Consider the following 26,648-nt stretch of genomic DNA (forward strand, 5'->3'; position numbering starts at 1 on the left):
TGAGAAAAAACAAAAGTTTTTTCTCAGCCTCTCTCCCTATTTCTGTGAATACATGAGACTAACTCTGAGTCATCACAACCACGCACTTTTTTTATCTATTATTCTTTTACTGATTCACCATTTGGTAGCGGAGTACCGGGAAAGTACCCGTGTTTTTCCTTGCCGTTCGTATCTTTATCAATATTTGACTTAAAAATTTCTTTTAAGGTTGTTGGCAATTTTAAGGAATCAAAGGTAGCAGGATCAACTGCTGTCACAATCTTATCCGCTTGGCCAGCATGAATTTTTTTAGCATAGTCAGGTTCTATCAACGCCTCACGCGCAATCCCTACTAAATCAGCTTGTTTAGCGGCTTCTTGCGCATCATCAACAGAAAAGACGCTTCCGCACGTAATTAGCTTAATTTCAGGCGCGAGAACTTCCTTATAAAGTTGCGTATATGTTTTATCTTGTCCAGCAGGATTATTACGAAAACTAAGACTATTAGCAGTCATCCCTGAAATATGAACATAGTCAATATCTTTAGCGTTAAGCTGCTTGATCAACTCTTGATTTTCCTGGTAATCAAAGCCAACTCGATCACCATGAATTTCATTAGGACTAATTCGAATGCCAATAATAAAATCTTTAGGTCCAAATTCATGAACAACTCTCACCACTTCATCGACAATCTCAAGATCAAGGCGCATCCGATTAGTTAAGTCTCCGCCATATTCATCAGTCCGGTGATTAGTTAGCTTTGAGAAGAATTGTTGCAATAGGTAATGATTTGCTCCATGAATTTCAACGCCATCGAATCCTGCTTCAATTGCTCGCTTTGTGGCAGCACCATATTCTTTAACTACATCATGAATTTGTTCAGTAGTCATCTCTTGGACTGGATAATCAATTGAAGAATGAAGACTGTGTTGATAATCAAGGTCGCTAGGAGCTAATGGAATACCACCATGATCATAATAAGTAGCAGCTTCACGCCCACCATGATGTAATTGTAAGATTGCTTTAGCACCATTAGCTTTAATAGCTGCAGCAAGTTTTGTCATTCCTGAAATATAATGATCATTAGACATCCCTAAGTGTCCTTTAAAGGTATGACCATTAGGATGGATATAGGTTGCTTCAACAACAATCATTCCTGCCACTTGTGACCGCCGCCCGTAATAATCAATTTGTTCTTGTGTTACTTCTCCATTGGCGGTGCCACTCAAAGTTACCATCGGCGCCATTACCATTCGATCATTTAGTACCGCCCCATGACGTAATGTTACTTTATCCGTTAAATCTCTTTTCATCATTTCTACCCTCTTATTAAATAATTCACAATCGTAGTTAGATATGTTAACTTATTATTTAGTATAGAAATTTGATTAACAAAAAGTAAGTACGCACTTAAAAGTTCGATAATTACCTTTAAGTAACTATCAATCGGAGGAATAGATTAATGACTGAAGAAGTAATTTATCCCATGGGAATTAACTTAACTCTTAAAATCATTAGCGGGAAGTGGAAACCATCCATCATCTGCTACCTTGGTGCACATAAACGGCGTAATGGAGAATTGATGCGGCATCTTTCTGGAATATCGCAGAAGGTCCTTACCCAGCAATTACGTGAGCTAGAAGAAGATGGAATTGTTAAGCGAACTAATTACGGAACTGTCCCTCCTAAAGTTGTTTATTCTTTAACTGAGAGTGGCTATTCCCTTCGACATATTCTCGTCGACTTATCTGTCTGGGGTGAGGAGAAGGCCAAAGAGTTTAATGCCAAGGGTAGTAATATCGTCATTAAAAATACGAGTGATCTGATAATGAAGGAAAACGAAAATGAGTGAGCATGGAAAAATTTCCAATCTCACTCATTTTTCTTTTCAATTAATTATTATGATGCTTGCTCTTTACTCCAGCTTAACGGATCTTTCCGCCATTCTTGAAGAGACTTGAGGTGGTCCGCACTAATTTGGTCATTTTCCTTGGCGACCTTAATCAAAGTCATATAATCCGTTACTGAATAGTATTTTAGTCCATTTGCCATAAAGTTTTGTTCAGCAGCTGGCAAATCATAAGTAAAGACAGAAACAACGCCAATTACTTTTCCGCCTGCATTGTTAACCGCCCGCACAGCGTTTAGTACACTACCTCCAGTTGAAATAAGGTCATCAATCACGACGACTTTTTGTCCTTCTTTAAGAACCCCTTCAATTTGCTTGCCTTGACCATGATCTTTTGGCTTAGTCCGAACATAAATCAGCGGTAATTCCATATTCTGAGCAACCCATGCCGCATGAGGAATTCCAGCAGTTGCTGTCCCGGCAATAACATCAGCCTCACTAAAATGAAGTTTAATTTGTTCAACCATCCCATTAAAAATTGCTTGCCGAACTTCTGGATAAGAAATCGTCAATCGATTATCGGTATAGATCGGGGATTTAAGACCACTTGCCCAGGTAAATGGTTGGTCTGGGCTAAGGGTAACAGCATGAATATCTAATAATGCTTTTGCAACGCGTTGTGAATATGTCATTTTTCTTCCTCCTCATTTAAGAATGCTTTTTGGACTTCTTGATAAGCAGCAACTGGGTCAAAGCTCTGGGTGATTGGCCGTCCCACTACGATCGCATTGCTCCCATCTATTCTTGCTTCTGCTGGTGTAACTACTCGTTTTTGATCATCTTTTATTGCATGAGTTGGGCGGATTCCTGGCGTCACACATAGGAAATCATCCCCAGTCACTTCACGAATCGCCTTGATTTCATGGGCTGAGCAAACCACGCCGGCCAATCCTACTTTTTCTGCTAAGCGCGCGTAACTTTGGACTGACTCAATCAACGACAAATCAACATGCTGTTGTTCATGGAGAATTTTTTCATCAATCGAAGTAAGTTGGGTAATTGCTAATAACTTTGCTGGTTCAACGCCTGCTTCCTTAGCTCCTTCTTCCAGACCGGCTAATCCGGCAATCAACATCTCACTGCCTCCAGCTGCGTGAATTGTCGTAAAATCAATTCCCAATCGACCAATAGCTGCCATTGCGCGATGAACAGTATTCGGAATATCGTATAATTTTAAATCAAGGAATACCTTAAATCCCCGCTTTTTTGCCTCTTTAACAATTACTTGTCCCAGGCCATAATATAGTTCCATTCCAATTTTTACGATCGGCTGCGGTTTTACCATTAATTTATCAAATAGGTCAATTGCTTCCTGCTTAGTTGCAACATCGATCGCCACCATCGGTACGAAGCGTTTCAAAATCTTACCTCCCATAAATCCGTAAGTTTCTTAATCCCGTATCTATCCATTACGATTGGTAAATCAGCTGCAATTTTCGGGCAAGCCAATGGATCATGAAAACTAGCTGCCCCGATTTGAACAGCATTAGCACCCGCCATCATAAATTCAAGAACATCTTCAGCTGATTCAATTCCACCCACACCGATGATCGGTAAAGAAGAAACCTGGCGGACCTGGTGAATCATTCTTAATGCTAAAGGTTTAATTGCGGGACCTGATAAACCGCCCGTTACATTAGCTAAAGCCGGGCGTCGAGTTTTTAAGTCGATGCTTAATCCCGTTAACGTATTAATCATCGTCAGGCCATTCGCGCCCCCTTGCTCAGCTGCTTGCGCGAGGGGAACAATATTAGTTACATTTGGGGTTAGCTTTACATAGATGGGAATTCCTAGGGCAGCTTTAACTACTTGTTTTACTAATCGTTGAAGTACTTCTGGATCAGTTCCCATTGCCATCCCGCCGTGTTTTACATTCGGACATGATACGTTTAATTCAATTGCTTTCACCCCAGCCGTATTAGCAAAATCACTAACAACTTTAACGTATTCGTCTTCAGAAAAACCAGCAGCACTTGCAATAATCGGTAGTTGCGGATAATTTTTTCGTAACCACGGAATTTTTTCATTAGTTGCTGCGGTAATGCCCACATTCTGGAGACCATTAGCATTAAGCCAACCGGCACTGGTTTCACAAACTCGCGGACGTGGATTACCTTGGCGGGGATGGAGGGTAGTAGATTTTAACACAAGGGAGCCTAAATGATTAAGGTTATACTTTTTAGCTGCTTCTTGCCCATATCCACAAGTCCCGCTTGCTGCAATAATCGGATTTTTTAGTGATAATCCCGGCAATTCAACTGCTAATCGTTGTGTTTCTTGCATTATCCTTCGCCCTCCAGATATACGAGTTTTCCATCGACATAAGTTCGCTTAGTCATTCCGTATACTTGTTCACCAACAAATGGAGTGTTGTGACCCTTAGAGAAAAACTGGTCTGGTTGAATTGCATCTTGATGATCGATATCAAATACAGCAACATCTGCCGGATCCCCTACCTTTAATAATCCAGCGTTATCAAGGTTAAAAATCGCTTGCGGCTTAACGGCCATCCAGTCAATCAATTGGGCAAGCGTAAAGATGCCCGTTTTAACAAAGTGGGTATAGAGTAAGGCAAAAGCTGTTTCTGAGCCAACAATACCATTTGGTGATTTAAGAAATCCTTGTTGTTTCTCCGCATCGGTATGTGGCGCATGGTCGGTAGCAATACAATCAATCGTGCCATCTAACAGCCCAATTAAACAAGCCTGTTGGTCAAGACGCTGCCGAAGAGGTGGATTCATCTTAAATTCAGCATCATCCTCTTTAATATCAGCATCAGCTAAAAGTAAATGATGAGGAGTTACTTCACATGTAACGTTAATTCCTTGTTGTTTGGCATGACGAATCAGGTCAATACTTTCTTTAGTTGAAACATGGCAAACATGATAATGAACCCCAGTTGCCTGCGCAATCACCAAATTCCGAGCAATTTGCGCTGTTTCACTAATCGCTGGCATTCCTGGTAGTGTTAGTTTTTTAGCAATAGTGGCCCCAGCATTAATTACCCCATTTTGTGCAAGTTGATTATCTTGCGCATGATCACATAACGGAGCGTTAACTTTAGCTAGTTGTTGCATTGCTTGGTATACAACTCCAGCATCTTGAATTCCCGCACCATCATCGCTAAAAAGGCGGGCACCTGCAGCATACTGCTCAGCAATATTAACCGCTTGTTTCCCAGCCCGACCAACTGTAACTGGTGAATATTGGAGGATTTTTACCAGTCCAGCTTTCTCGTTCCGATCAACCTGTTCTTTAAATTTTTCTTCTGTATCACATGTCGGATTAAGGTTGGCCATTGCAGCAATTGTCGTAAAGCCACCATGGGCAGCGGCTTTGCTTCCTGTAGCAATCGTTTCTTTATTGGTATAGCCTGGTTCGCGAAGATGGACATGAATATCAATTAGTCCTGGGGTAATCAAGCCATTATCCAGGTCGATTTTTTCTGCATCACTTGGTACCTGGATATGCTCGCCAATTGCCTTAATCTTGCCATCCACAACCAAAACTTCACTCTTAACCAATTCATCATTATAAATTCGCCGACCATTCGTTAGTAAAACTGCCTTACTCATCGTAATCACCTTTTTACATCAATCCTTGGTAACGAAGAACTCGACTAAGAATTGCCATCCGGGTATATACGCCGTTTGTCATTTGTTGGAAAATGCGGGAATTAGGCGCTTCTACAAGGGAACTATCGATTTCAACACCCCGGTTAACAGGTGCCGGATGCATAATGATTGCACCCTGCTTCATCTTTGCGGCCCGCTCTAAAGTTAAACCATAAGCTTGGTGATATTGATTAGCATCAAAAGCCTGACCGTCAGCAGTCGTTAACCGTTCATTTTGAACTCGTAGTAAATTAACTACATCCATTTGAGGAAGCAATTCGTCAAAGTCACCAAAAGTTCCATATTGTTCCAGTGTAGGATCATACCATTTTTCCGGACCAGCAAAGTAAACCTCTGCTCCTAGGCGATTAAGCATCATTGCATTTGAGTGCGCTACTCGGGAGTGACTAAGATCACCAATAATTAGTACTTTTAAGCCCTTGAAATCGCCAAATTCTTCATTAATTGTCATCATATCAAGTAAACATTGGGATGGGTGTTGGCCGCTACCATCACCACCATTTACAATTCCAATCTTAAGGTCTGAATGATTAATCAATTGGTTGTAATATTCATTTTCAGGATGACGGATTACCGCAACATTTACACCGATTGATTCCATTGTCTTAACAGTGTCATAAAGACTTTCCCCTTTTTTCACTGAACTCGTGCCCGCTTCGAATTCTAGTACATTCATCCCCAACTTCATTTGTGCCATTTGGAAACTAGTCTTTGTTCGGGTTGAGTTTTCAAAGAAGAGGTTAACCGCGTATGCAGGTGCAGTGAGAACCGCTTGCTTTCCAGCTTTATATGCTTGAGCTTCATGAATTAAATCAATTGCATCTGCTGCATCCATGTCGGCAACTGTTACTAAATTTGGTTGAATTCTTTCTGTACTAATCATCAATAGCGCTCCTTTTGCAGTCTAATTACAACAAAACAGTGATAACTTTCCATTTAAATTTCGAGAGTCATCACTGTTTGCTTTTAGGATATAAGTAGGCTAAAAACAACATACCGTTCTGCTCTCTCTGGAAACAATTAAATGGTCGGTCGTTTCAAAATACCTATTGATTTTACTGGCGTATTCTTGGTGCTACTGCTTAAAAGAAAAACCTCCTCAGCAATAGCTAAGAAGGTGTACTTAAACGCTCAATTAAATCCTTCCTAGCCTCACGGGACTAAGTTAAAGGTATTTTTGTTATTTATGATAATAAGCGTAGTTTACGAAATTGTCAAACCTTTTTTCTATTTTTCAAAAGATTCTTTTAGAGCTTGCCATAGCTTTTCCTGCCTTGGCGTCTGTTCGACATTATTTTTGCGCCGAACAAAAGCAAGCTTTTGGGTAACTTGGGGAACAATTGGCACTTTAACCACTTTGCTATCTAAGTTCTCACTTATTGATTGTTCCATCAACAAGGTTATCCCCATTCCCAAGGCAACCATATTTACTAATGTTCTTCCCTTTTCTCCTTCAAAAACGGAATATGGTTCAAATCCCGCAGCAGCACAAACCTGTTGAACAAAGACTGCAAACGGATTTTGATGATTTAATGTTAAGAACTTTTCTGCTTTTAGATCCGTAAGCGTTAATTCCTTTTGTTTAGAAAGTGGATTCCGCGCTGGAATATAAGCTACTAAATCATCAGTTCCCACTGAAAGCACCTCAAAATCATCAGGAAGTTTACCAGCATAACTAATAAATGCCAGCTCACTTTCCCCTTGTTGTAGCTGTGCCATTGGATCAATATCTTCAACAATATTCATTTTATGCTGCTGAGCTAATTTTTTAACAACCGGAGCTGCTTGATAATTAGCAAAGCCTGGGACGACAGCAACTTTGATCGCTTCTTCTGCTTCCTTTTTTCGATAATCCGTAACCACCGATAATAATTTAGCATGTTTTTGAGCAATTTCAGTGATCAACGGTAAAAGTTTTGCTCCGATTTCAGTTAATTCAACTACGCCGCCTTCAGGTCTAATAAGCTTGATGTTAAGCTCTTCTTCAAGTGCCTTAATTGTGCGAACCAATTCATCAACCGTTATCCCTGATTTTTTTGCTGCATATTGATAATCTAAAGTGTTAGCAAGATTAACAAATGCAATTGTTTGCTTAAAATCCAACGTACTCACTTCCTAAAATAAAAGGGATTGGCTCCTTCGCAAGTTAGAAACCAATCCACTGTTTAAAGCTTAATTTAATTATAACAAAACTACTCTTATAACGCTAAACTCAGAAGCCAAACAGCAACTAATCCAGCAATTACTGAAATCGACATTGACCGTGTAAAGTATGCAATCACAATCACGATCACTGCAGCAATAATTCGTTCTGGATAACCAAATAAAGTAAAATGATAAGAGCTAGTTAAGAAGATCCCTTTTACAACCAGGGTCGCAAATAAACTAACTGGGACATATTTCATCCATTCATTAAACCATTCTGGGATTTTTCGCGTTGAGAAGAATAATACTGGTAGATAACGGGGAATAAATGCCGCTAAAGCTGCCAAGATAATCACTATAATATGGTAAACGATTTTATTACTTAATAGTTGTTCCATGTCTAGCCCTCATCAGGATGTTGATCATCATGTTTTTTCTCTTCATGTTTCTCATCATGGTGTTCAACAACATCTTCAATCTTAGTTTCCAGTTTTTCAACTTCCTTAACTTCTTTTTGTTGCGCTTGTTTATCCTCGATCGTAGTCTTTGTGATCTTCGGCCTAAACATTTTTGTCAAGAACCAGTTCGAGTTTGGATGCTTACTATGGTGACGAACTGTATTTTCAATCAAGAATCCAACAAAGGAAGCAATTAAGGTCGCAATAATAATCCCCAGTGTACCTTTAGTCAATGCCTGGAAATATACACCAAGAACAGCTGCCAAAAGTCCAATAACTAGGGTCAAGTGATTTTGAACTTGCATTACGATCATATATAAGAATAAGGCAGTTAATGCAAAATCAACCACTTCAAGGTCAATCGAAATTGCACCACCAATCAAACCACCAACCATGTTTGAAATCGACCATGCTGCAAGTGAATAATACTCCACTAACAACGCATCATCGGGGTTCCATTTCTTATCAGTTGCAAATTTCATATAGTTAACAGCATAGTTTTCATCGTTCATTGATGCAGAAAAGATAAAGATGAAACGTGCTGATTTATCCTTAATATATTTAGATAAACTCGATCCTAACAATGCATATCGTAACTCCAAGAAGAAAAGTGAGATAAAGATAGTCCCTAATGGAGCGTTACTTGCTAATAACGATGCCAGAATAAATTGTGCCCCACCAGAGAACACTAATACCGACACCAATAAAATCATTATAAAGTTTAAACCTGCTGCGTGTAGTAAGATTCCACAGGCCAATCCAATCGGAATATAACTAAGACACAATGGCATTGAGACACCAAGCACCTCAAGCCAGCGTGTCCTTTCTGGATTTATTTGTGCTTTAGCCACAGAATTTCCTCCAATAATTTGTATCTTTTATAATATCAAGTGACACAATGCTCTTTTAGTCTACCACATATAAAATTAGTTGAATATAATTGAAAAAGAAAAAAGTCTAAAATCAAATGATTTTAGACTTTTTTCTCATTTTTGGTTGTTTTCTTTAATCTCTTGTTTTAAAGGTAATGTGACAATAAATGCTGTTTCGTCTTCATTTGAAGTAACTTTGACACTCCCATGATGAAGATCAACAATGCTTTTGACAATCGCTAAACCTAATCCCGTTCCACCAGTAGCTCGTGAACGGGAAGCTTCCGCGCGGTAGAAACGCTCAAATAGGTGGTCAAGTGCTTTTTCAGGAATTGGTGTACCATCATTAGCAACTTTGACGACCACCATATCTTTTTCTTGCCGGGCATCGATCCGAATATAACTTGCACCATTGCCATATTTAAAGGCATTTGAAACTAAATTATTAAAAACTCGACCAAGCTTCTCCGGATCCGCCTCAATCATTAAAGGATTAGGAATAACTGAGGAAGTAATTTCAATTCCGCGGTGCTGGGCTTCTAATTCAAAACTTGCCGTTAACTGTTCAATTAACTGGTTAAGATCGATTTTCATAATATTTACTGGTGCCCCATGTTGCTGAACTTTTGTATATTCAAACAAATCGTCGACCAAGGTCTTCATTTGTTTAGCCTTCTCATAAGCAGTATGGGTGTATTTTAGAATGTCTTCCTCACTACGATACTGCTTATCTTCAATCAATCCCAAGTAGCCAATAATACTAGTCAATGGCGTCCGTAAATCATGGCTCACATTAGTAATCAGCTCATCTTTTGACTTTTCAATCTTGCGTTCATCATCCATTGAACGCACCGCACTATCAACTAATGCATTTACACTAGTAATAACATGCTGTTGATTTCCTTTTAGCCGAAATGGAATCCGATGATCCAAATGTCCCTGCGCAATATAGTGTAATTCCGCGATAATATGATCCATTTGATAAAGGTGGTACCGGCGACGCAATCGCCACCATACCACCCACACATCAATAATTACTAAAAAGGCAATTAAGATCCGCTGATAGCTCCATATTTGTGCTTGAAGCGGGCCAATCTTCAATGATTGCTTAATCATAAAGATTCCATTGGTTACTCCCGGATTTGACTGAATGGCATCTTGAATAATTACGATAATCGCCATATTCAGCAATAACAATAGAATAACCGTTACTACCCCTTCTAAAATAAGCGAACTCTTTTCACGCCCCGTTAACTTCACAATTTTTCCTCCACATCATTAAGGCTAGGCTTTAGTGGTCTTCCACCTTATAACCAACACCCCAAACAGTTTGAATAACCTTTTCACCGTTAGTTGCTTCTTCAATTTTATCCCGCAAATGACTCACGTGAACCATGACTGTTTTGGCTGATACGACACTTTCTTGTTGCCATACCCGCTCAAAAATATCATCTGCTGAGAAAACACGGTTAGGGTGACTGGCAAGTAAGTATAAGATACCAAATTCAAGAGCTGTTAACTGAATTACATCCCCTTTAATCGTCTTAACCTCGTGGGAATCTTTATTGATTAATAATGGCCCAACATTAAGAATATCCGGTTGATCATTCGTCACTTCTCCTTGGCTCCGACGAAGTAATGACTTAACTCGTGCCATTACTTCGAGCGGATTAAATGGTTTAGTAACATAATCGTCCGCCCCAGTGATTAGGCCTTGGATCTTGTCCATATCTGCCGTCTTAGCTGAAAGCACTAAAATTGGAATATCAGAATCTTTCCGCACCCGCTTAATTACATCCATTCCATCGATTTCTGGCATCATTAAGTCAAGAATAATCAGACCGATATCAGGATTAGTATTTAGCTTTGTTAATGCTTCTTTTCCGTCATAAGCAGAAATTGGCTCATATCCTTCATTTCGGATGTAAATTTCAAGTAATTGAACAATTTCTTTATCATCATCAACAACTAGAATTTTCATAAGAGGTACTCCTTTTTACAGCATAATATCCTATTAAATATTATAACTAACTATGCGAAAAAAGCGATCATTCTAAGATAGCCTTAACAAAAAGTTTACCCTCCATTATTTCTCGGGAAATAAAAACTGCTGTGACTATCTCTTCACGAATAAAGCCATAGCAGTTTCTTATTGAATTAATTATTTATAGTTAGGTGCACTACGAGTAATTTGGACATCATGAGGGTGTGACTCGATAAGTCCTGCATTGGTAATTTGGACAAATTGAGCTTTTTCAATTAGTGTTGGAATATCACCAGCACCAACATAACCCATTCCTGAGCGAAGACCACCATCAATTTGGAAAATAATATCAGAAACATCGCCCTTGTATTCTACCCGAGCTTCAATACCTTCTGGAACAAGCTTGTTGGCTTCATTTACCCCACCTTGGAAGTAACGATCGGAGGAACCATGTGCTTGAGCCATTGCGCCAACCGAACCCATTCCACGATAAGCCTTGTACTTCTTGCCATTGTCTTCAAAAACTTCGCCAGGTGCTTCGGTCGTACCAGAAAGCATACTACCAAGCATTACTGCATTACCACCAGCAGCAAGAGCTTTTACAACGTCACCAGAGTACTTAATACCTCCATCGGCGATAATTGGCTTGTTATATTCACGAGCAACACTAGCAGCGTCATAAATAGCAGTAATTTGTGGAACACCAACTCCAGCGACCACCCGAGTAGTACAAATTGAACCAGGACCGATACCAACTTTTACAACGTCAACACCAGCATCAAACAAGGCGCGAGTAGCTTCACCAGTAGCAACATTACCAGCAATTAAGGTTGCGTCTGGGAAGTGTTCGCGAATCTCCGCGATCTTACGAAGAACACCTGCTGAATGTCCATGGGCTGTATCGATAACGATTGCATCTGCGCCTGCCTTCAAAAGGGCCTCAGCACGTTCAAAAGTATCACTAGTAACCCCAACTGCTGCGGCAACTAATAATCGATTACTATCATCAACAGCAGCCTTAGTTGCGCCTGCAGGTACGACTACGCTCTTTACATTAGCTACTTCTCCTGCTTGGGCTTGGATTGACATGTTTTTGTGAACAACCCCTAAGCCACCTTGTAAGGCCATTGCAATCGCCATTGGTCCTTCAGTAACAGTATCCATTCCGGCACTAATCAACGGAATATGAAGCTTCAAATTATCAGCTAACTGTGTACTCAAGTCAACTTCATTTGGTAATACATGACTTTCGGCTGGAATAAGTAATACATCATCGAAGGTTAAGCCCTTCTTGGCAAATTTCGTGTCCCAATTTGACATCTGTAGTGCAACTCCTTTGATTTTTAATTAGGTATACTCTACTAGGATTTCGCACTGAGGTCAATCTAAATATTTAAATTAATTTAAAAAATTAACTAGGCTATTCGCACTCTCCTGATCAATAACCAATGTATTGGCATAACCAGCAGTTAAAACACCATGCACTGCTGGTACCTTAGCAACATTGGCTGCCACTAAAATACTGTGTTTTTTCTTTCGCAGCTCTGGGAGCGCAATCCCAATTGTTCGTTGATTAATATCTTCATTTACTATCTGACCCTTGCTATCAATGAAACGAGAGAAAATATCCCCTACCGCCTCATGTTGTAACGTTAATTGCTCCTGCTTAGTGAAGTAACCTAATTTAAATAACAACGCTGAGTCACGTACTGTCCCCACTGTGAAAACAGCAATATTAGATTGCTCCCCTAACTTCATAATATGTTTGATATGGGTATCGTTAGCGACTAATTCACGTGTCTTTGCGTGATCAAAGATAACTGGTAACGGCAAATACTGTGGAACGGTATTAAAAGCATTCGCAAAGATATTAACCGTTTCAAACGCATAATTTCGCGTATTAGTATTTGCCATACTGCCTTTCATTTGAACAACAGTAATATCAGTAACGTCTTTAGGTTTCAAATGCAATCCTACTTGATAGACGGTTTTTCCCCAGCCTAACCCAATAATGTCTTTATCTTCTACGACTTGTTCGATATATTTAGCACCCGCTGCGCCAACTTCTTCAAGTGGATCATCCGTGCCTGGAACAATAATAATTTTATGCAAAGATGGATATTTAGCAAGCAAGTCCACTTCCAACTGGTGAAGCGGAGCAACTGGATTATGAATTTTAATGGTTACTAATCCTCGATCCCGACCAAATTGTAATAATCGTGATACTGTTGCCCGGGAAATATTCAGTTCAGTTGCAATATCACTTTGGTTCCATCCATCACGATAATACAAGGTTGCTACTTTTAGTGCTAATTCAATCTTATTTTTATCATCCATCTAATTTCCCTCCTTTCTCCATATTAAAAGAGACTGGGCATTACCTCAGTCTCTTTCATTATCTAAACCACATTTTATTATAAAATGCACTCTCTAACCTATGCAAGAAGCTACTTTCCAGCAATCGCCGTTTCAAGCGAAATATTAATCATATCATTAAATGTTCGTTCACGTTCTTCAGCAGTTGCTTTTTCGTCGCCAAAGATTAAGTCACTAACAGTCAAAACTGAAAGTGCCCGGAAATGAAGCTTGGCAGCTAATAAGTAAAGTCCAGCCGATTCCATTTCTGTTCCTAAAATTCCATAGTCACGAAGCTTTTCCATATCAAGTTCATCATTGTAGAAACGATCGGCAGCAAAGATATCTCCAACTTTTGTTTCAATACCTAATTTACCAGCTACATGATAGGCAGTATCTAACAACTTGAAATCAGCTAATGGTGCGTAATGGAATCCTGGTCCAAATGTATTTACCGTCACTGCTGAATCGGTTGAAGAACCTTGGGCAAGAAGAACATCGCGAACATGAACATCTGGAGCAATTCCGCCACAAGAACCAACCCGGATAATTGTTTTAACACCAAATTCGCGTACCAATTCATTAATATAAATTGACATCGAAGGAATTCCCATCCCAGATCCTTGTACTGAAATACGGTGACCCTTATATTCACCAGTATAACCAAAGGCATTCCGGACTGAATTTACTTGTTTAACATTTTCCAGGAAGTTTTCTGCAATATATTTTGCACGTAGCGGATCCCCTGGAAGTAATACAGTGTCTGCGTAGTCACCCATTTTTGCATTAATATGTGTACTCATTGAAATATCCTCCTGTCTCTTTATTCAATAATTTCATGAATTAACGTTGGTACTTTACCATCATCGCTAATTTTAATACTTTCTCTTAATAACTGTTCTACGTCTGGAATTTCTTGGCGGTTACTATAGATTGTTAAAATCGGTTCGCCATCTTTAACATAATCACCCAGTTTATGGTGTAATTCAATTCCTACACTATAGTCAAGGGTGTCATCTGCCTTTTGACGACCTCCACCTAATAACATGCTAGCAGTTCCAACTTCATCTGCTGAAAGTTTTGTCAATACGCCATTCCGATCAGCTTTGAAGGGAATCTTGTATTTAGCTTGCGGCATTAATTGGTAATTATCAACAACAGTAGGATCTCCACCTTGTGCTTCTATCATTGCCGCAAACCGTTCCAGAGCAGATCCATCCTGAATAGTTTGTTCTAACATCTTTCGTGCTTCAGTAGTATTTTGTGCTTTTTCACCCATTACAACCATATAACTACCAAGTGTTAAGACTAATTCAGTAAGATCTTTGGGTCCCTTTCCTTTTAAGACATCAATTGATTCTTCAATTTCAAGGGCATTACCAATTTTATTTCCAAGCGGTTGATTCATATCTGAAATTACTGCCATGCACTTTAGGCCTGCTTGTTTACCAATCTCAACCAAGGCTTTAGCTAGTAGTCTTGATTGATCAAGGGTCTTCATAAAGGCACCAGTACCAGTTTTAACATCAATTACAAGCGCATCTGTTCCAGAAGCAATCTTCTTACTCATAATTGAACTAGCAATTAACGGAATTGAGTCAACAGTGTCAGTAACATCCCGTAATCCATAAATCTTCTTATCTGCTGGCGCAACCTCACCAGTCGCACCTACAATTGCTAATTTTTCTTTGGCAACTTGATTAATGAACTCATCTTCGGAAAGTTCTACCCGAAATCCCGGAATCGCTTCTAACTTGTCAAGCGTGCCTCCTGTATGACCAAGGCCACGACCTGAAATCATTGGAACCGGAATTCCTGTAGCGGCGACCATTGCTGCAAGTGGCAGACTCACTTTATCACCAACACCACCCGTTGAATGTTTATCAACCTTAATTCCAGGGATTCGGCTCAAATCTAATCGTTCACCAGACTCCATCATCTTCATTGTTAGGCTCGTCTGTTCTTCTTTGGTCATATCCTGGAAGTAGATTGCCATAAGGAGAGCACTGATTTGATAGTCAGGAATCGTTCCATTAACGACGCCATCAACAAAGAATTGTAATTGCTCATCATTCAGAACTCCGCCATTTCTCTTGGTGTCAATGATATCAACCATTCGCATCGTGTTTCGCCCCTTTCCTTAATTAATCTTAATCGTTACTAATTTCCTTGTAGAAGCTGGTACCTTTTACTGGTTCAACGTTAAAGTTCTCTAAGATAGTTGCACCAAGGTCTGAGAATGTCTTCCGCACCCCAAGGGATTGATTTGGCTTGTTCATTGAAGGAGAGTAAACCAACAATGGAACATTTTCACGTGTATGATCAGTTCCCTTAAAGCCAGGGTCATTACCGTGATCAGCAGTTATCATCAAAAGATCATCTGGCTTCATTTCATCAAGAACATTGCCTAAACGCTTATCAAAGTCCATTAATGCTTGACCAAAGCCCTTTGGATTACGACGGTGACCATACATTGCGTCAAAATCGACCAAGTTTGTGAAACAGAAACCAGTAAAGTCTTGCTTCATTACTTCATCAACATGATCCATTCCGTCCATGTTGCTTTCGTTATGGTATCCTTTATCGATCCCTTCACCAGAGAAGATATCATTAATCTTACCAACACCAATTACATCGTACCCTGCTGCACGAAGACGATCCATATCAGTCTCACCAATTGGCTTCAAACTAAAGTCATGTCGATTAGCGGTCCGGGTAAAGTGGTCTTTATCTGGGCCAACATATGGACGAGCAATAATCCGACCAACAGTATATTCTGGACCATTAACAAGTGTCCGGGCATATTCACAAATCTTGTAGAGTTCCTCAACAGGAATAACATCTTCATGAGCAGCAATCTGCATTACTGAATCACCAGACGTGTAGAGAATTAATTCTCCGGTCTCCATTTGACGTTCACCATAGTCATGAATTACTTCTGTTCCTGAGTATGGCTTGTTAACAATAACTTTTCGTCCTGAGAATTTTTCAAGCTTATCAACGATTTCTTGTGGAAAACCATTTGGGAACGTTGATAATGGCTTCATTACTGGCAAGCCCATCATTTCCCAGTGACCGTCCATGCTATCTTTTCCGGCAGAAATTTCTTCCATCTTACCGTAATCACCAATAGCTGGATCAGCAACTGGAACCCCCTCAATCGGAGTATCACGCAAATTACTAATCCCTAATTTACCAAGGTTTGGTAGCTTCAAGGCACCTTTGTAATACTCACCAACGTGGCCAAGCGTATCTGATCCAACATCATCAAACTTTGCGGCGTCATGAGCAGCACCTGTACCAACTGAGTCCATTACAATAACAAAAACACGTTTATATGACATTTTCTGACTCCTCCTATTTCTGTAAATTAAGATTAGTAATTAAACTTTATTCTTATTGTTTTGCGGCTTCTTCTAAGATTTGAACAGAAGCGGAAACACCTAAACGGTTAGCACCAGCTTCAATCATATCGTAAGCTTCTTGAAGGCTGTGAATTCCACCAGCTGCCTTAATCTTAAAGTCTGGTCCAACTGCTTCACGCATAATCTTAACGTCGTCTACCTTAGCTCCTGAAGTTGAAAAACCAGTTGAAGTCTTAACAAAGTCAGCATCACCTTTTACAGTAAGCTTACTTGCACGTGCTTTTTCTTCGTCAGTAAGAAGAGCATTTTCAATAATAACTTTAAGAAGTTTACCCTTTTCGTGAGTAGCATCAGCAACCGCTTTGATATCAGCAACAACTGCATCATCATTTCCCGCTTTTAATTCACCGATATTAATAACCATATCAATTTCATCGGCGCCATCTTCAATTGCTTGCTTAGTTTCAAAAACTTTGCTCTCTGTTGAAGTTGCACCGAGAGGGAAACCGATAACTGTACAAGTGTTAATGTCAGTACCTTCTAATCCTTCATGAACTCGCTTAACCCAGTAAGGATTGATACAAACTGAAGCTGTATTGTATTTACGAGCTTCTTCAACGGTCTTATCAATCATTTCAGGGGTAGCTTCTGGTTTAAGCATTGTGTGATCCATGTATTTTGCTAATTGCGCTTGCGTTAACTTCATAATAATATGATCTCCTCTCAGTTTTGAATGCGTTTTCATAAGTTTACGTATATATCTTAACAATCTATTGAACATTTGTCCATAGATTTATAGAAATTTATTTCAAAAAGAGAGAAAAAGAAAAGAGTGAGAAAAATTTTTACCGTTTTCTCACCCTCATTTATTTTAACGCCGCGGCGCACGATTACCATAAAGGGAACCTGTAACATGGAATTTAGACCGGAAGTACATATCCCCAATGAAAGTAATAACTCCGATGCCAATGTAGACCCATGGATTAAGCCGTGGATTAATTACATTTGGCAACATACTTACAAGCATGTAAATAATTAACCAAGCTGCTAACCCGGCAACGATTAAAAGAATCCGTTGCCATAATGGCTTCTTGCTTACCCGTTTACCATTCTTATCAATTTGCGGTTGAACCTGGGTAGCCACATAACCAAAAATCAACCCTCCAGTGATAGCTACGATTAAGATTGCGGTAATACCACTGCTTCCAGCATTCTTTGTTTGCATTGCAGCTGGTGATAACCAGAACATTAAACCAAACATAAACGTAAAGATACTTAAGAAAATCAGCATATTATCAATTGCCAATAACTTAATTGATTGCTTACTTGTTTCAGCAGGAGTTGGCTTAGGATTCTTCAATTCTTTAGCATATTCGGTTGGCGTACCAAATAATGCCCGCGCAGTTTGCCCCTTCTTTTGTCCTGCTAGCAATTTATCAATGGTTTCCTTTAGCATTGGGCCTTTCTTATCGGAAGGAACACCGAGACGATCCAACTGTTTATTTAATTGATACATAAAATCTTCATTTTTTCGCGTTAGATCATAGTTGCTAAAAGCATTCCCGTTTGCTTGCCGCCGTTCCTTTTCTAATTGTTTTTGACGTTGGCCGGCTTGTGCATTCCGTGGTTGTTCTTCACTCACTATAAAACTACTCCTCTCTTATCCTCAGAGGTTTAAACATTGAACCGGAATTCAACAATATCCCCATCTTGCATTACATAATCTTTTCCTTCAAGACGGAGCTTTCCAGCTTCCTTTACCGCTGATTCAGAACCTAATTCATCAAGATCTTCAAAGCTCATTACTTCGGCTCGGATAAACCCACGTTCAAAATCAGAGTGAATAATTCCCGCTGCTTGTGGAGCCTTTGTGCCCTTCTTGTAAGTCCAAGCCCGCGTTTCAGGGCCACCAGCAGTAAAGAAGGTTTCCAGCCCTAAGAGCTTGTAAGCTGCCCGAATCAACCGGTTCAACCCTGGTTCAGTAACGCCTTCCATTTCAAGGAAATCAGCCTTATCTGCTTCATCCATTTCGGCAATTTGTTCTTCAGCAGCTGCTGCAACACCGATAACTTCTCCGTCATCTTTCACGTGTTCTTTAATTGCATCCATGTATTTGTTGCTATCTGGATCTGCCATATCTTCTTCGGCAATGTTAGCAACGTATAAGACTGGTTTACTTGTTAACAAGAAAAGACCTTTGACAATCTTTTGTTCATCATCACTAAAGTCAATTGAGCGAACACCCTTGCCATCTTCAAGAACTGGCTTAATCTTATTGAGCACTTCTAATTCTGCTAAAGCATCCTTATCACGACCCTTAGCAGCCCGCTGTACTTTTGCCAAGCGCTTATTAACAGCATCTAAGTCAGCCATTACTAATTCCAAGTTGATAGTATCGATATCTTCAATTGGGTCCACTTTACCAGAAACACTAGTAATATCATTATCATCAAATGCCCGCACAACATGAACAATTGCATCAGTTTGACGAATATTTTCCAAGAACTTGTTCCCAAGCCCTTCACCTTTACTAGCACCCTTAACAATTCCGGCAATATCGGTAAATTCAAAGGTAGTTGGGACGATCTTCTTCGCTGGAATTAATTCCTGGATCCGGTCAAGTCGACTATCTGGAACTTCAACCATCCCCACATTGGGATCGATTGTTGCAAATGGGTAGTTAGCCATTTCGGCACCAGCTTTAGTAATTGCGTTAAAAAGTGTTGATTTACCAACGTTTGGCAAGCCAACGATTCCTGCAGTTAATGACATAAATTGTTCACTTTCCTTTTCAATTAATCATTTATTATTTTAATCTACAATTAGTTATTTGTGATCATCAATCATTAAAAATATTAATCATCTTGATCCGCTTTTTCGATAACCTTTTTTAATCCCTTATCAAATTTTTGACGGGTCATCATGACAATATGACCACAGCCTTGGCATTCAATTTTAATATCTGCACCCACTCGTGTAATCTTCCAGCGGTTAGTTCCACACGGGTGAGCCTTTTTCATCATTACAATGTCACCTTTATCATATGCTGCCATGAGTTATTCCTCCTTAATCTAAGGTTATATTTAATAATTCAAGAATTCGAGTAAAGTCTTCATTTGACGTATAAGGTATTTCGATCTTTCCTGCGCCTTTTTTCCGACTTTGCGCGACAGCAACTTTTGTACCAAATTTACTCTGCAACTGTGATTCAGCTTCTCGAATATAGATTGGTTTTCGTTGCGTCCGCCGTTCTTCTTTCTTTTTGGCCGTTCCATTAGTCTGCGTTACAATCTCTTCTAATTGTCGCACTGTAAGATTTTGTTCGACAGCTCGTTGGGCAAGCGGAACAAGTTTTGTCTTATCTTTTAAGCCAAGGATTGTCCGTGCTTGACCCATCGATAGTTTGCCAGTATTAAGAAACTCTTTGATCACTTTTGGTAACCCTAGTAATCGCAAGTAATTAGCAATATAAGGTCGACTTTTCCCTAGTCTGCTTGCCACCTGTGCCTGTGTTAATGATAATTTATCCATTAACATCTGGTAGGCTTGAGCTTCTTCAAGTGGTGTAAGGTCTTCACGTTGAAGATTTTCGAGAACCGCGATTTCCATCATCTGGTCATCACTCATCTTACGCACAATTGCTGGGATAGTCTTTTGTTTGGCGATCTTAGAAGCTCTAAACCGTCGCTCCCCAGCAATTAGCTCATAACGGTTAATTTTTGGATTCGTTTGCCGCAGAATAATCGGTTGAAACACTCCTGATTTTTCAATCGATGAAGCTAACTCTGCCAACGCCTCTTTATCAAACGTTCGCCGTGGTTGATAGGGATTAGGATGAATTAACGATAACTTGATATCTTGAACCGTTTCATCCGCAAGTTCAGTTACTTCATTTTCTGCAAAAAGGGCTTCAATACCTCGGCCAAGCCCACCTTTTTTATTCTTTGCCATGGTTAGCCAACACTTCCTTTGCTAATTGTTGGTAGACGTGCGCCCCCGTTGAATTTTTATCATAATCAATAATTGCTAAGCCGTGACTTGGTGCCTCCGATAAACGAACATTACGAGGAATAATCGTATCATAAACCTGGTCACCAAAAAACTTTTTGACCTCAGAATTTACCTGTTGTCCAAGATTTGTGCGCCGATCAAACATTGTCAAAAGGACCCCTTCAATCTTAAGTTGCGGATTGAAATGTTTACGAACAAGCTTGATGGTATTTAAAAGCTGGCTTAATCCTTCCAAAGCATAATATTCACTTTGGACAGGAATCAGAATTGAGTCACAAGCAGTAAATGCATTAATCGTCAGGAGCCCCAGGGATGGTGGGCAATCGATTAAAATAAAATCATATTTTTGACGAATTTCACCAAACGAATCTTTAAGCCGTGTTTCCCGGGCCATTAAATTAGTTAATTCTACTTCGGCACCGGATAAAGCGATTGTTGTGGGAGCAATATCAACTCCTACATGACTTGTCTTTTGAATGACATCCTCTAATGGCACTTCATTAATTAAAACGTCATAAATACTTTGCTTAATATTCTGTTTTTCAACGCCTAAACCACTAGTTGCATTCCCTTGAGGATCAAGATCAATTAATAAGACGCGCTGACCAGTCTCAGCTAAACATGCGCCCAAATTAACACTCGTTGTTGTCTTACCAACACCGCCTTTTTGATTTGCAAGGGCAATTACAGAACCCATTTTTTGGCCTCCCTACTGTTTCTTCGGAATCTCAATTGTTAATTGATAAGTATCGCCGTTTTCTTCCTCATGTAATTTAATCTCAAAACCTTCATTTGTCGCCAGCTTAATTGATTTTTTAATCGTATTTAAAGCTAACCGTGCATCATTAACCTGCTGAGTTTTTTTGCTTCGAGCCTTCTTAGCTGTCTTTCGTTTAGGGGCGCGCTTCTTTTCCGTTGGCTTTTCTACTGGTACTTCTTCAACGTCTACTGTTTCTTCAGTATGATCCTCAATAGAAGCTAATTCTTTCCGTTTAGCAGCTGCTTTTAATTCTGCAATTTCTGAAGGTAACGGACGCCCTAATAAGCGAGCAACTTCATCTTCCGTCTGTCGAACTGTTAACCGTTCATTAACAATCCGCATTAACATATCACGTTGTTGCTTTTCATCTAAATCTAATAATGCTCGACCATGACGTTCCGTAATCCGGTGATCTAAAATAGCTGTTTGAACTGGGGTGATCAGACGCAGCAACCGTAATTTATTAGCAACAAAGGACTGACTCTTCCCCATTCCCTTTGCTAATTGTGATTGGGTAAGATGGTTCAGATCCATTAATTGTCGGTAGGCCTGCGCTTCTTCGACTGAACTCAATTGCGACCGTTGCAGATTTTCAATGAGGGCAAGCGAAGCCGTCTCTTGATCACTCATCTTTTCAATTATCGCTGGCGCTTTTTCCCACTTCAAGAGCTTCATCGCCCGGTATCGGCGTTCCCCAGCAATAATTTCATATTTTGCTGGTTCGTATTCACGTAAAACGATTGGTTGTAACAACCCGTGTTCGTCAATTGTTTGTGCTAATTCACGGATACCGTCTTGATCAAATACCTTCCGTGGCTGGTAACGATTAGGAATAATTTGATCAATTTTTACTTCTACGACCTTATTTTTTGTATTATCGGAATTATTTTTTCCAATACCAAATAATGAAAAAGCCATATTTTCAACTCCTTATCTTATTGAATTGGTTTTTTGCTTGGTAAGCCTGGACGACGTGGGTATTTCTTAGGAGTCGCCTTTATCTTATCAATCACAATAATATTACGTTCTTCATCAGTTCCTGGTAAAGTCAATGTCACCGTTTTTTGAACTTTTCCACCAAGCTGTTTAATTGCTGTCCCGCCCTGTTGAAGTTCTTCAGGAGCCGCACTTGCCTTATAAGCAATAAATTCGCCACCAACTTTAGCAGCTGGCAAGCATAATTCGCTTAAAACTGATAGGCGAGCAACTGCACGGGCGGTAACGATATCAAATTTCTCACGATATGGACTGTTCTTGGCACTAAAAGTTTCTGCCCGATCGTGGATTAATGTAACATCGGTTAACCCGAGCTTGGTAACTAAGTCTTCAAGAAAAGCAATCCGCTTATTTAACGAATCGACAATCGTTACCTTTAACTGTGGAAAAGCGATCTTCAACGGTAAGGAAGGAAAGCCGGCCCCAGCACCGATATCACACAATGTCAGGTCTTCACTCTCTAAGCGTGGTTCAGCAAACGCTCCTGTAATTGAGTCATAAAAATGTTTTAAATACACTTCATTCTTTTCAGTAATCCGTGTCAAATTTACATGTTCATTAGTTTCAACTAATAATTGGTAATAGTCAGCAAATTGTTGCATTTGTTCTGCTGATAAGGTAATACCATGATCAGCTAATGCTTGTTGAAATTGTTCAGGATTCATTTATTAGGTCTCCTTTCGTGAAACATTTTTTGTTTCACGTTCTCTACTACTGTACCGTAATTTTGCCATTGTTGCAACCGGATTACGTGAAAATTGGAGCGCAAAATAAGGGAGTGAGATAACAGTCACGAGCGACTCTTATCTTGCTCCCTTTCCTAACGTTTTCAATACTTAATCTTAATGCTTCAGAAAATCTGGATCCATGAAGGCCGGATTAGGATAATTATAAAATCCTTGTCCCGATTCTTTTCCTTCGTGCCCTTCTTGAATCATCTGTTCCATCTTATCGGCAATTTCCTTATGACTTTCATCCTTAGTCTGGGCATAGGCATTCCGTTCGATTTGCGCTGCTGTCCGTAAACCAACCATATCTAAAATACCAAATGGTCCCATTGGTGCACCTGTCGAAATCATCCAATCCTTATCAATCATCGCTGGATCAGCAACTCCTTTAGCCCATAAACTAAGACCAGATGCAAGTAACGGAATCAAAAGGGAATTCAGAATATAGCCGTGTTGTTCTTTATTAAGAATAACAGGAACCATCTTTATTTCCCGGGCAAACTTTGTAGCTTCTTCAATTACCTCTGGACTTGTTTGGGTGGTGCCCATAATTTCGACCACATTAAATTTCCAAATTTGGTTAGCAAAGTGCATATTAAGAAATTTTTCTGGCCGATCAGTATAAGGAGCTAGTTGGCTAGGGATAAATGTAGAGGAGTTGCTAGCAAAGATTGTTTTTTCAGGGGCTAATTCTGAAACCTCTTCGTAAAACTGCTCCTTTAACTCTAACGATTCTGGTAATGCTTCAATCATTAAATCAGCATCTTTAACCGCGGTCGCAACATCATCAGTAATCACTTTAATATTATCAAGGCCCTGTTGAAATTCCTTATCAGTCAAATGCAAGTCACGTTCATAATCACTTTTCAGCGCCTTAATCCGTCGCTCAGCGGTATCAATATGGTGATTATATACGCTGACATTAAAGCCGGATAAAGCCGTTTGATATGCAATCTGACTACCTAATACGCCAGCGCCGGCAATCATTATATTCTTCATTTGGTATTTCCTCCTTACTTTAACTATTACTATTATATCGTGAAGCGCTTACACTAGAAAGTAATAAAAAGAGCCGAAAGCAATCTCAGCTCTTAGTATCTTATTTCATTTTGCTTACTTCTTCTAAGAACCACTTATTGAAGTATTCAGCATCAATATCTAAACAAACTTTTGCGTTGGTCTTGCCATCATGGTAAGCAGCGCGAATGTCACCAACAGTAGCACCGATTGCTGGACCGTCTGTTTGAACATCAACCCACATGTCCTTCGTAGTAAATGCTTCTGGATGAAGAAGGTAGAAGATAGTATTAACATCGTGCATTGGACGCCCTTGATCACTACCATCATTATAGTGCGTGATTAATCCATGTAGCATTTCACCAGTCTTATTAAGACTACCAAGTTTTTCAATCGTATCCGCAGTTAAGAGCGCCTTTAAGGTAACATCCAATCCAACAGTTACAATTGGAACACCCGCATTGTACATAATCTTAGCAGCATCTGGATCAGTGAAGACGTTAAATTCAGCTACACTGGTCATGTTACCGCCAGAGAATGAACCACCCATCGCAACGATTTGCTTAATGTGACTCTTTACTTCTGGGTATTCGCTAAAGAGTAATGCAATGTTAGTGTATGAACCAGTTGGAACCAAGATGACTTCATCTTCAGCCATGATTGCGTCATGAAGTGCTTCAACAGCAGTCTTATCAAGAGGCTTACCATAATCGTCACCAAAGTCATAACCAGGCATTCCTGATTCACCATGAATTCGGGCAGCATCTTCAAAAGGCTTAATCAATGGTTGCTTGGCACCTGCTGCAACTGGAATATCCTTACCGAAGAAGTGAATAATCTTCAAAGCGTTGGCAGTGGTTTTATCAACCGTAACATTACCAGCAACTGTTGTAACCAATTTCAAATCTAATGATGGGTCATTAATAGCCATCGTTAAAGCAGCTGCGTCATCAATACCTGGGTCAGTATCCATAATAATCTTTGTAGTCATAATTTTATCTCCTTTTTATCATGCAAGCGTTTTCGGATTTAATGTTGAAAAAAGCAGCCTTGCCAGCTGCTTTTCCATTTCTACCAAACAAAGAGACCAACAAATGCGGCTGATAATAATGAAACCAAAATACCAGAAAGCATTAAGTAACCAATGTTTGAAGCAATGTAATCGTTGTTTTCTTTGTCAACTAATCCTTTGAAGGCACCAATAATCATACCTAAAGTACCGAAGTTGGCAAATGAAGTTACGAAGACAGTCAAGACAGCCCGCAAGTGAGGTGCGTAACTGTTGATTTCACCAGTAACCTTACCCATAACAACGAATTCGTTAGTAATCAACTTCATACCCATATCTTGGGAAAGCATCCATGCTTGGTGAACAGGTAAACCAAGTAACCATGAGAATGGGAACATGATAACACCTAAGATACTTTCAAGTGAAAGGTCCTTCCAGAACAATGCTAAGATAGCATCGATCAAGGCTGCCAAAGCAACGAAGGCAACAACGTTAGCAATGATGATAAGGATTAACTTACCAGCACCTAAAATTGAGTCTCCCAAGAAACTGAAGAATGGTTCGCGCTTATCAGAGTCAACTTCCGCACCAACCTTTTCGATGGTGTCATCTTCAGCCGGAACCTTAACAGGGTTTAACATACTTACAGCAATCAATGAATTAATAATGTTAATTGGAACAGCAGTCAGAATATATTGTCCTGGCATCATTTCAATATATGCACCAAGAATTGAAGCAGTAACACAAGACATTGACATCATAGCAATCGTCAAATTACGTTCCTTGTTCATGGCACGTAATTGCATACCAGAAACAGCCAAAACTTCGGTGTTACCTAAGAACATCATTTCTACAGCAAAGAATGATTCAAACTTAGGTTCACCAGTAATGAATGAAAGTCCACGTCCGATCCACTTAATAATCCATGGTAATACACCAATGTAGTTTAAGATATCGAACAATGGAACAATCATAAGGATTGGCATCAATGCAGAACAAATGAAGTTAAGGTTCTTTGGTGTGTACCAATCACCTAATGCAAACACAGTTCCTTTTGCAGAGACGTTAACAATCCAAGCAAAACCATCAGCGGCCGCTTTAACCCCAGCACGACCAGCTGCTGAACTTACAAGGAACCATGCTAAAAGTAAGTTCAATACTACCATGATTCCTACAGTCTTCCAGTTGATTTCCTTTCGATTCTTGGAGAAAAGCCATCCAATTCCAAGAAAGACAATCAACCCAATAATGTTGATAATAAGATACATAGACATGGCTGTGTACCCTCCTTAAATAGAATATTCGTTAACAGCCGTTCCAAATTAAGATACTATAATTGCAATTGTGGCGAGTTAACTATTTAAGAATATCTTTAAATTTGCTTCCTGTAAAGCGCTGTTTTGTAGACAATTTGTGAATTTTTAT

Annotated in this window: 28 protein-coding genes; 1 reads left to right on the forward strand and 27 read right to left on the reverse strand. The window is 39.6% G+C overall.

Annotated features, from left to right (window positions below; translation table 11 throughout):
* Positions 1-98: 98 nt before the first annotated feature.
* On the reverse strand, positions 99-1,295 hold the full coding sequence (locus tag LMC10_RS09945; protein ID WP_229269723.1) for an oxidoreductase: 1,197 nt from the start codon (positions 1,293-1,295) through the stop codon (positions 99-101).
* Between the two features lie 146 nt (positions 1,296-1,441).
* Between LMC10_RS09945 and LMC10_RS09950 the strand changes: the two genes are divergently transcribed.
* Positions 1,442-1,831 (forward strand): winged helix-turn-helix transcriptional regulator, encoded by a 390-nt coding sequence (locus tag LMC10_RS09950; RefSeq protein ID WP_229269724.1) that lies wholly within the window; start codon positions 1,442-1,444, stop codon positions 1,829-1,831.
* A 47-nt stretch (positions 1,832-1,878) separates the two neighbouring features.
* Here the strand turns inward: LMC10_RS09950 and pyrE are convergent, their stop codons facing one another.
* From pyrE to LMC10_RS10080, 26 genes are all read right to left on the reverse strand, one after another.
* A complete protein-coding gene (pyrE, locus tag LMC10_RS09955) occupies positions 1,879-2,520 on the reverse strand; it encodes an orotate phosphoribosyltransferase (protein ID WP_229269725.1) in 642 nt (213 codons plus the stop codon).
* On the reverse strand, positions 2,517-3,263 hold the full coding sequence (gene pyrF, locus LMC10_RS09960; protein WP_229269726.1) for an orotidine-5'-phosphate decarboxylase: 747 nt from the start codon (positions 3,261-3,263) through the stop codon (positions 2,517-2,519). Before pyrF ends, pyrE begins: the two co-directional genes overlap by 4 nt.
* Positions 3,245-4,171, reverse strand: a complete 927-nt coding sequence (locus tag LMC10_RS09965; RefSeq protein WP_229269727.1) for a dihydroorotate dehydrogenase — start codon at positions 4,169-4,171, stop codon at positions 3,245-3,247. Before LMC10_RS09965 ends, pyrF begins: the two co-directional genes overlap by 19 nt.
* On the reverse strand, positions 4,171-5,463 hold the full coding sequence (locus tag LMC10_RS09970) for a dihydroorotase (RefSeq protein ID WP_229269728.1): 1,293 nt from the start codon (positions 5,461-5,463) through the stop codon (positions 4,171-4,173). Before LMC10_RS09970 ends, LMC10_RS09965 begins: the two co-directional genes overlap by 1 nt.
* A gap of 13 nt (positions 5,464-5,476) precedes the next feature.
* Positions 5,477-6,406 (reverse strand): aspartate carbamoyltransferase catalytic subunit, encoded by a 930-nt coding sequence (locus LMC10_RS09975; RefSeq protein ID WP_003669696.1) that lies wholly within the window; start codon positions 6,404-6,406, stop codon positions 5,477-5,479.
* 344 nt (positions 6,407-6,750) lie between these two features.
* Positions 6,751-7,635, reverse strand: coding sequence for a LysR family transcriptional regulator (locus LMC10_RS09980; RefSeq protein WP_229269729.1), 885 nt, complete (start codon positions 7,633-7,635; stop codon positions 6,751-6,753).
* 86 nt (positions 7,636-7,721) lie between these two features.
* Complete coding sequence (locus LMC10_RS09985) at positions 7,722-8,066, reverse strand: AzlD domain-containing protein (protein WP_122480850.1); 345 nt, start codon at positions 8,064-8,066, stop codon at positions 7,722-7,724.
* Positions 8,067-8,068: 2 nt separating this feature from the next.
* The gene (locus LMC10_RS09990; RefSeq protein WP_229269730.1) at positions 8,069-8,977 is read right to left on the reverse strand and encodes an AzlC family ABC transporter permease; all 909 of its coding nucleotides are present in this window, start codon (positions 8,975-8,977) and stop codon (positions 8,069-8,071) included.
* 135 nt (positions 8,978-9,112) lie between these two features.
* A complete protein-coding gene (locus tag LMC10_RS09995) occupies positions 9,113-10,258 on the reverse strand; it encodes a sensor histidine kinase (protein ID WP_122480852.1) in 1,146 nt (381 codons plus the stop codon).
* A 31-nt stretch (positions 10,259-10,289) separates the two neighbouring features.
* Positions 10,290-10,979 carry a response regulator transcription factor CroR gene (gene croR / locus LMC10_RS10000; RefSeq protein WP_003665397.1) on the reverse strand — a complete coding sequence of 230 codons (690 nt, stop codon included), beginning with the start codon at positions 10,977-10,979 and terminating at the stop codon, positions 10,290-10,292.
* A gap of 180 nt (positions 10,980-11,159) precedes the next feature.
* A complete protein-coding gene (gene guaB, locus LMC10_RS10005; protein WP_229269731.1) occupies positions 11,160-12,302 on the reverse strand; it encodes an IMP dehydrogenase in 1,143 nt (380 codons plus the stop codon).
* 78 nt (positions 12,303-12,380) lie between these two features.
* Complete coding sequence (locus tag LMC10_RS10010) at positions 12,381-13,319, reverse strand: DNA-binding transcriptional repressor DeoR (protein WP_229269732.1); 939 nt, start codon at positions 13,317-13,319, stop codon at positions 12,381-12,383.
* A 110-nt stretch (positions 13,320-13,429) separates the two neighbouring features.
* Positions 13,430-14,140 (reverse strand): purine-nucleoside phosphorylase, encoded by a 711-nt coding sequence (deoD, locus tag LMC10_RS10015; RefSeq protein WP_003665392.1) that lies wholly within the window; start codon positions 14,138-14,140, stop codon positions 13,430-13,432.
* A 20-nt stretch (positions 14,141-14,160) separates the two neighbouring features.
* Positions 14,161-15,459 (reverse strand): pyrimidine-nucleoside phosphorylase, encoded by a 1,299-nt coding sequence (locus LMC10_RS10020; protein WP_229269733.1) that lies wholly within the window; start codon positions 15,457-15,459, stop codon positions 14,161-14,163.
* A 28-nt stretch (positions 15,460-15,487) separates the two neighbouring features.
* Positions 15,488-16,681 (reverse strand): phosphopentomutase, encoded by a 1,194-nt coding sequence (locus LMC10_RS10025; RefSeq protein ID WP_003669679.1) that lies wholly within the window; start codon positions 16,679-16,681, stop codon positions 15,488-15,490.
* Positions 16,682-16,733: 52 nt separating this feature from the next.
* Positions 16,734-17,408: a deoxyribose-phosphate aldolase gene (gene deoC / locus LMC10_RS10030; protein WP_003665386.1), complete on the reverse strand. Its 675-nt coding sequence runs from the start codon at positions 17,406-17,408 to the stop codon at positions 16,734-16,736.
* A gap of 165 nt (positions 17,409-17,573) precedes the next feature.
* The gene (locus tag LMC10_RS10035) at positions 17,574-18,344 is read right to left on the reverse strand and encodes a DUF1129 domain-containing protein (RefSeq protein ID WP_229269734.1); all 771 of its coding nucleotides are present in this window, start codon (positions 18,342-18,344) and stop codon (positions 17,574-17,576) included.
* 32 nt (positions 18,345-18,376) lie between these two features.
* Complete coding sequence (gene ychF / locus LMC10_RS10040; protein WP_003670336.1) at positions 18,377-19,474, reverse strand: redox-regulated ATPase YchF; 1,098 nt, start codon at positions 19,472-19,474, stop codon at positions 18,377-18,379.
* Positions 19,475-19,557: 83 nt separating this feature from the next.
* Positions 19,558-19,755 (reverse strand): DUF951 domain-containing protein, encoded by a 198-nt coding sequence (locus LMC10_RS10045; protein ID WP_003665382.1) that lies wholly within the window; start codon positions 19,753-19,755, stop codon positions 19,558-19,560.
* 13 nt (positions 19,756-19,768) lie between these two features.
* Positions 19,769-20,653: a ParB/RepB/Spo0J family partition protein gene (locus tag LMC10_RS10050; RefSeq protein WP_229269735.1), complete on the reverse strand. Its 885-nt coding sequence runs from the start codon at positions 20,651-20,653 to the stop codon at positions 19,769-19,771.
* Entirely contained in the window at positions 20,640-21,410 is a 771-nt protein-coding gene (locus LMC10_RS10055; protein WP_004562448.1) for a ParA family protein, read from the reverse strand. The genes LMC10_RS10050 and LMC10_RS10055 overlap by 14 nt, the downstream gene beginning before the upstream one ends.
* A gap of 12 nt (positions 21,411-21,422) precedes the next feature.
* Positions 21,423-22,391 (reverse strand): ParB/RepB/Spo0J family partition protein, encoded by a 969-nt coding sequence (locus LMC10_RS10060; RefSeq protein WP_122480858.1) that lies wholly within the window; start codon positions 22,389-22,391, stop codon positions 21,423-21,425.
* A gap of 17 nt (positions 22,392-22,408) precedes the next feature.
* A complete protein-coding gene (gene rsmG / locus LMC10_RS10065; protein ID WP_229269736.1) occupies positions 22,409-23,134 on the reverse strand; it encodes a 16S rRNA (guanine(527)-N(7))-methyltransferase RsmG in 726 nt (241 codons plus the stop codon).
* Between the two features lie 177 nt (positions 23,135-23,311).
* Positions 23,312-24,196, reverse strand: coding sequence for a 3-hydroxyacyl-CoA dehydrogenase (locus LMC10_RS10070; RefSeq protein WP_229269737.1), 885 nt, complete (start codon positions 24,194-24,196; stop codon positions 23,312-23,314).
* A gap of 100 nt (positions 24,197-24,296) precedes the next feature.
* Positions 24,297-25,205 (reverse strand): ribonucleoside hydrolase RihC, encoded by a 909-nt coding sequence (gene rihC / locus LMC10_RS10075; protein WP_003669659.1) that lies wholly within the window; start codon positions 25,203-25,205, stop codon positions 24,297-24,299.
* Positions 25,206-25,285: 80 nt separating this feature from the next.
* Positions 25,286-26,491, reverse strand: a complete 1,206-nt coding sequence (locus LMC10_RS10080) for a NupC/NupG family nucleoside CNT transporter (protein WP_035153464.1) — start codon at positions 26,489-26,491, stop codon at positions 25,286-25,288.
* Positions 26,492-26,648 lie beyond the last annotated feature (157 nt).

Origin of the sequence: Limosilactobacillus reuteri subsp. simiae (assembly GCF_020784875.1) — a bacterium.
Taxonomy (GTDB): Bacteria; Bacillota; Bacilli; order Lactobacillales; family Lactobacillaceae; genus Limosilactobacillus; species Limosilactobacillus reuteri_H.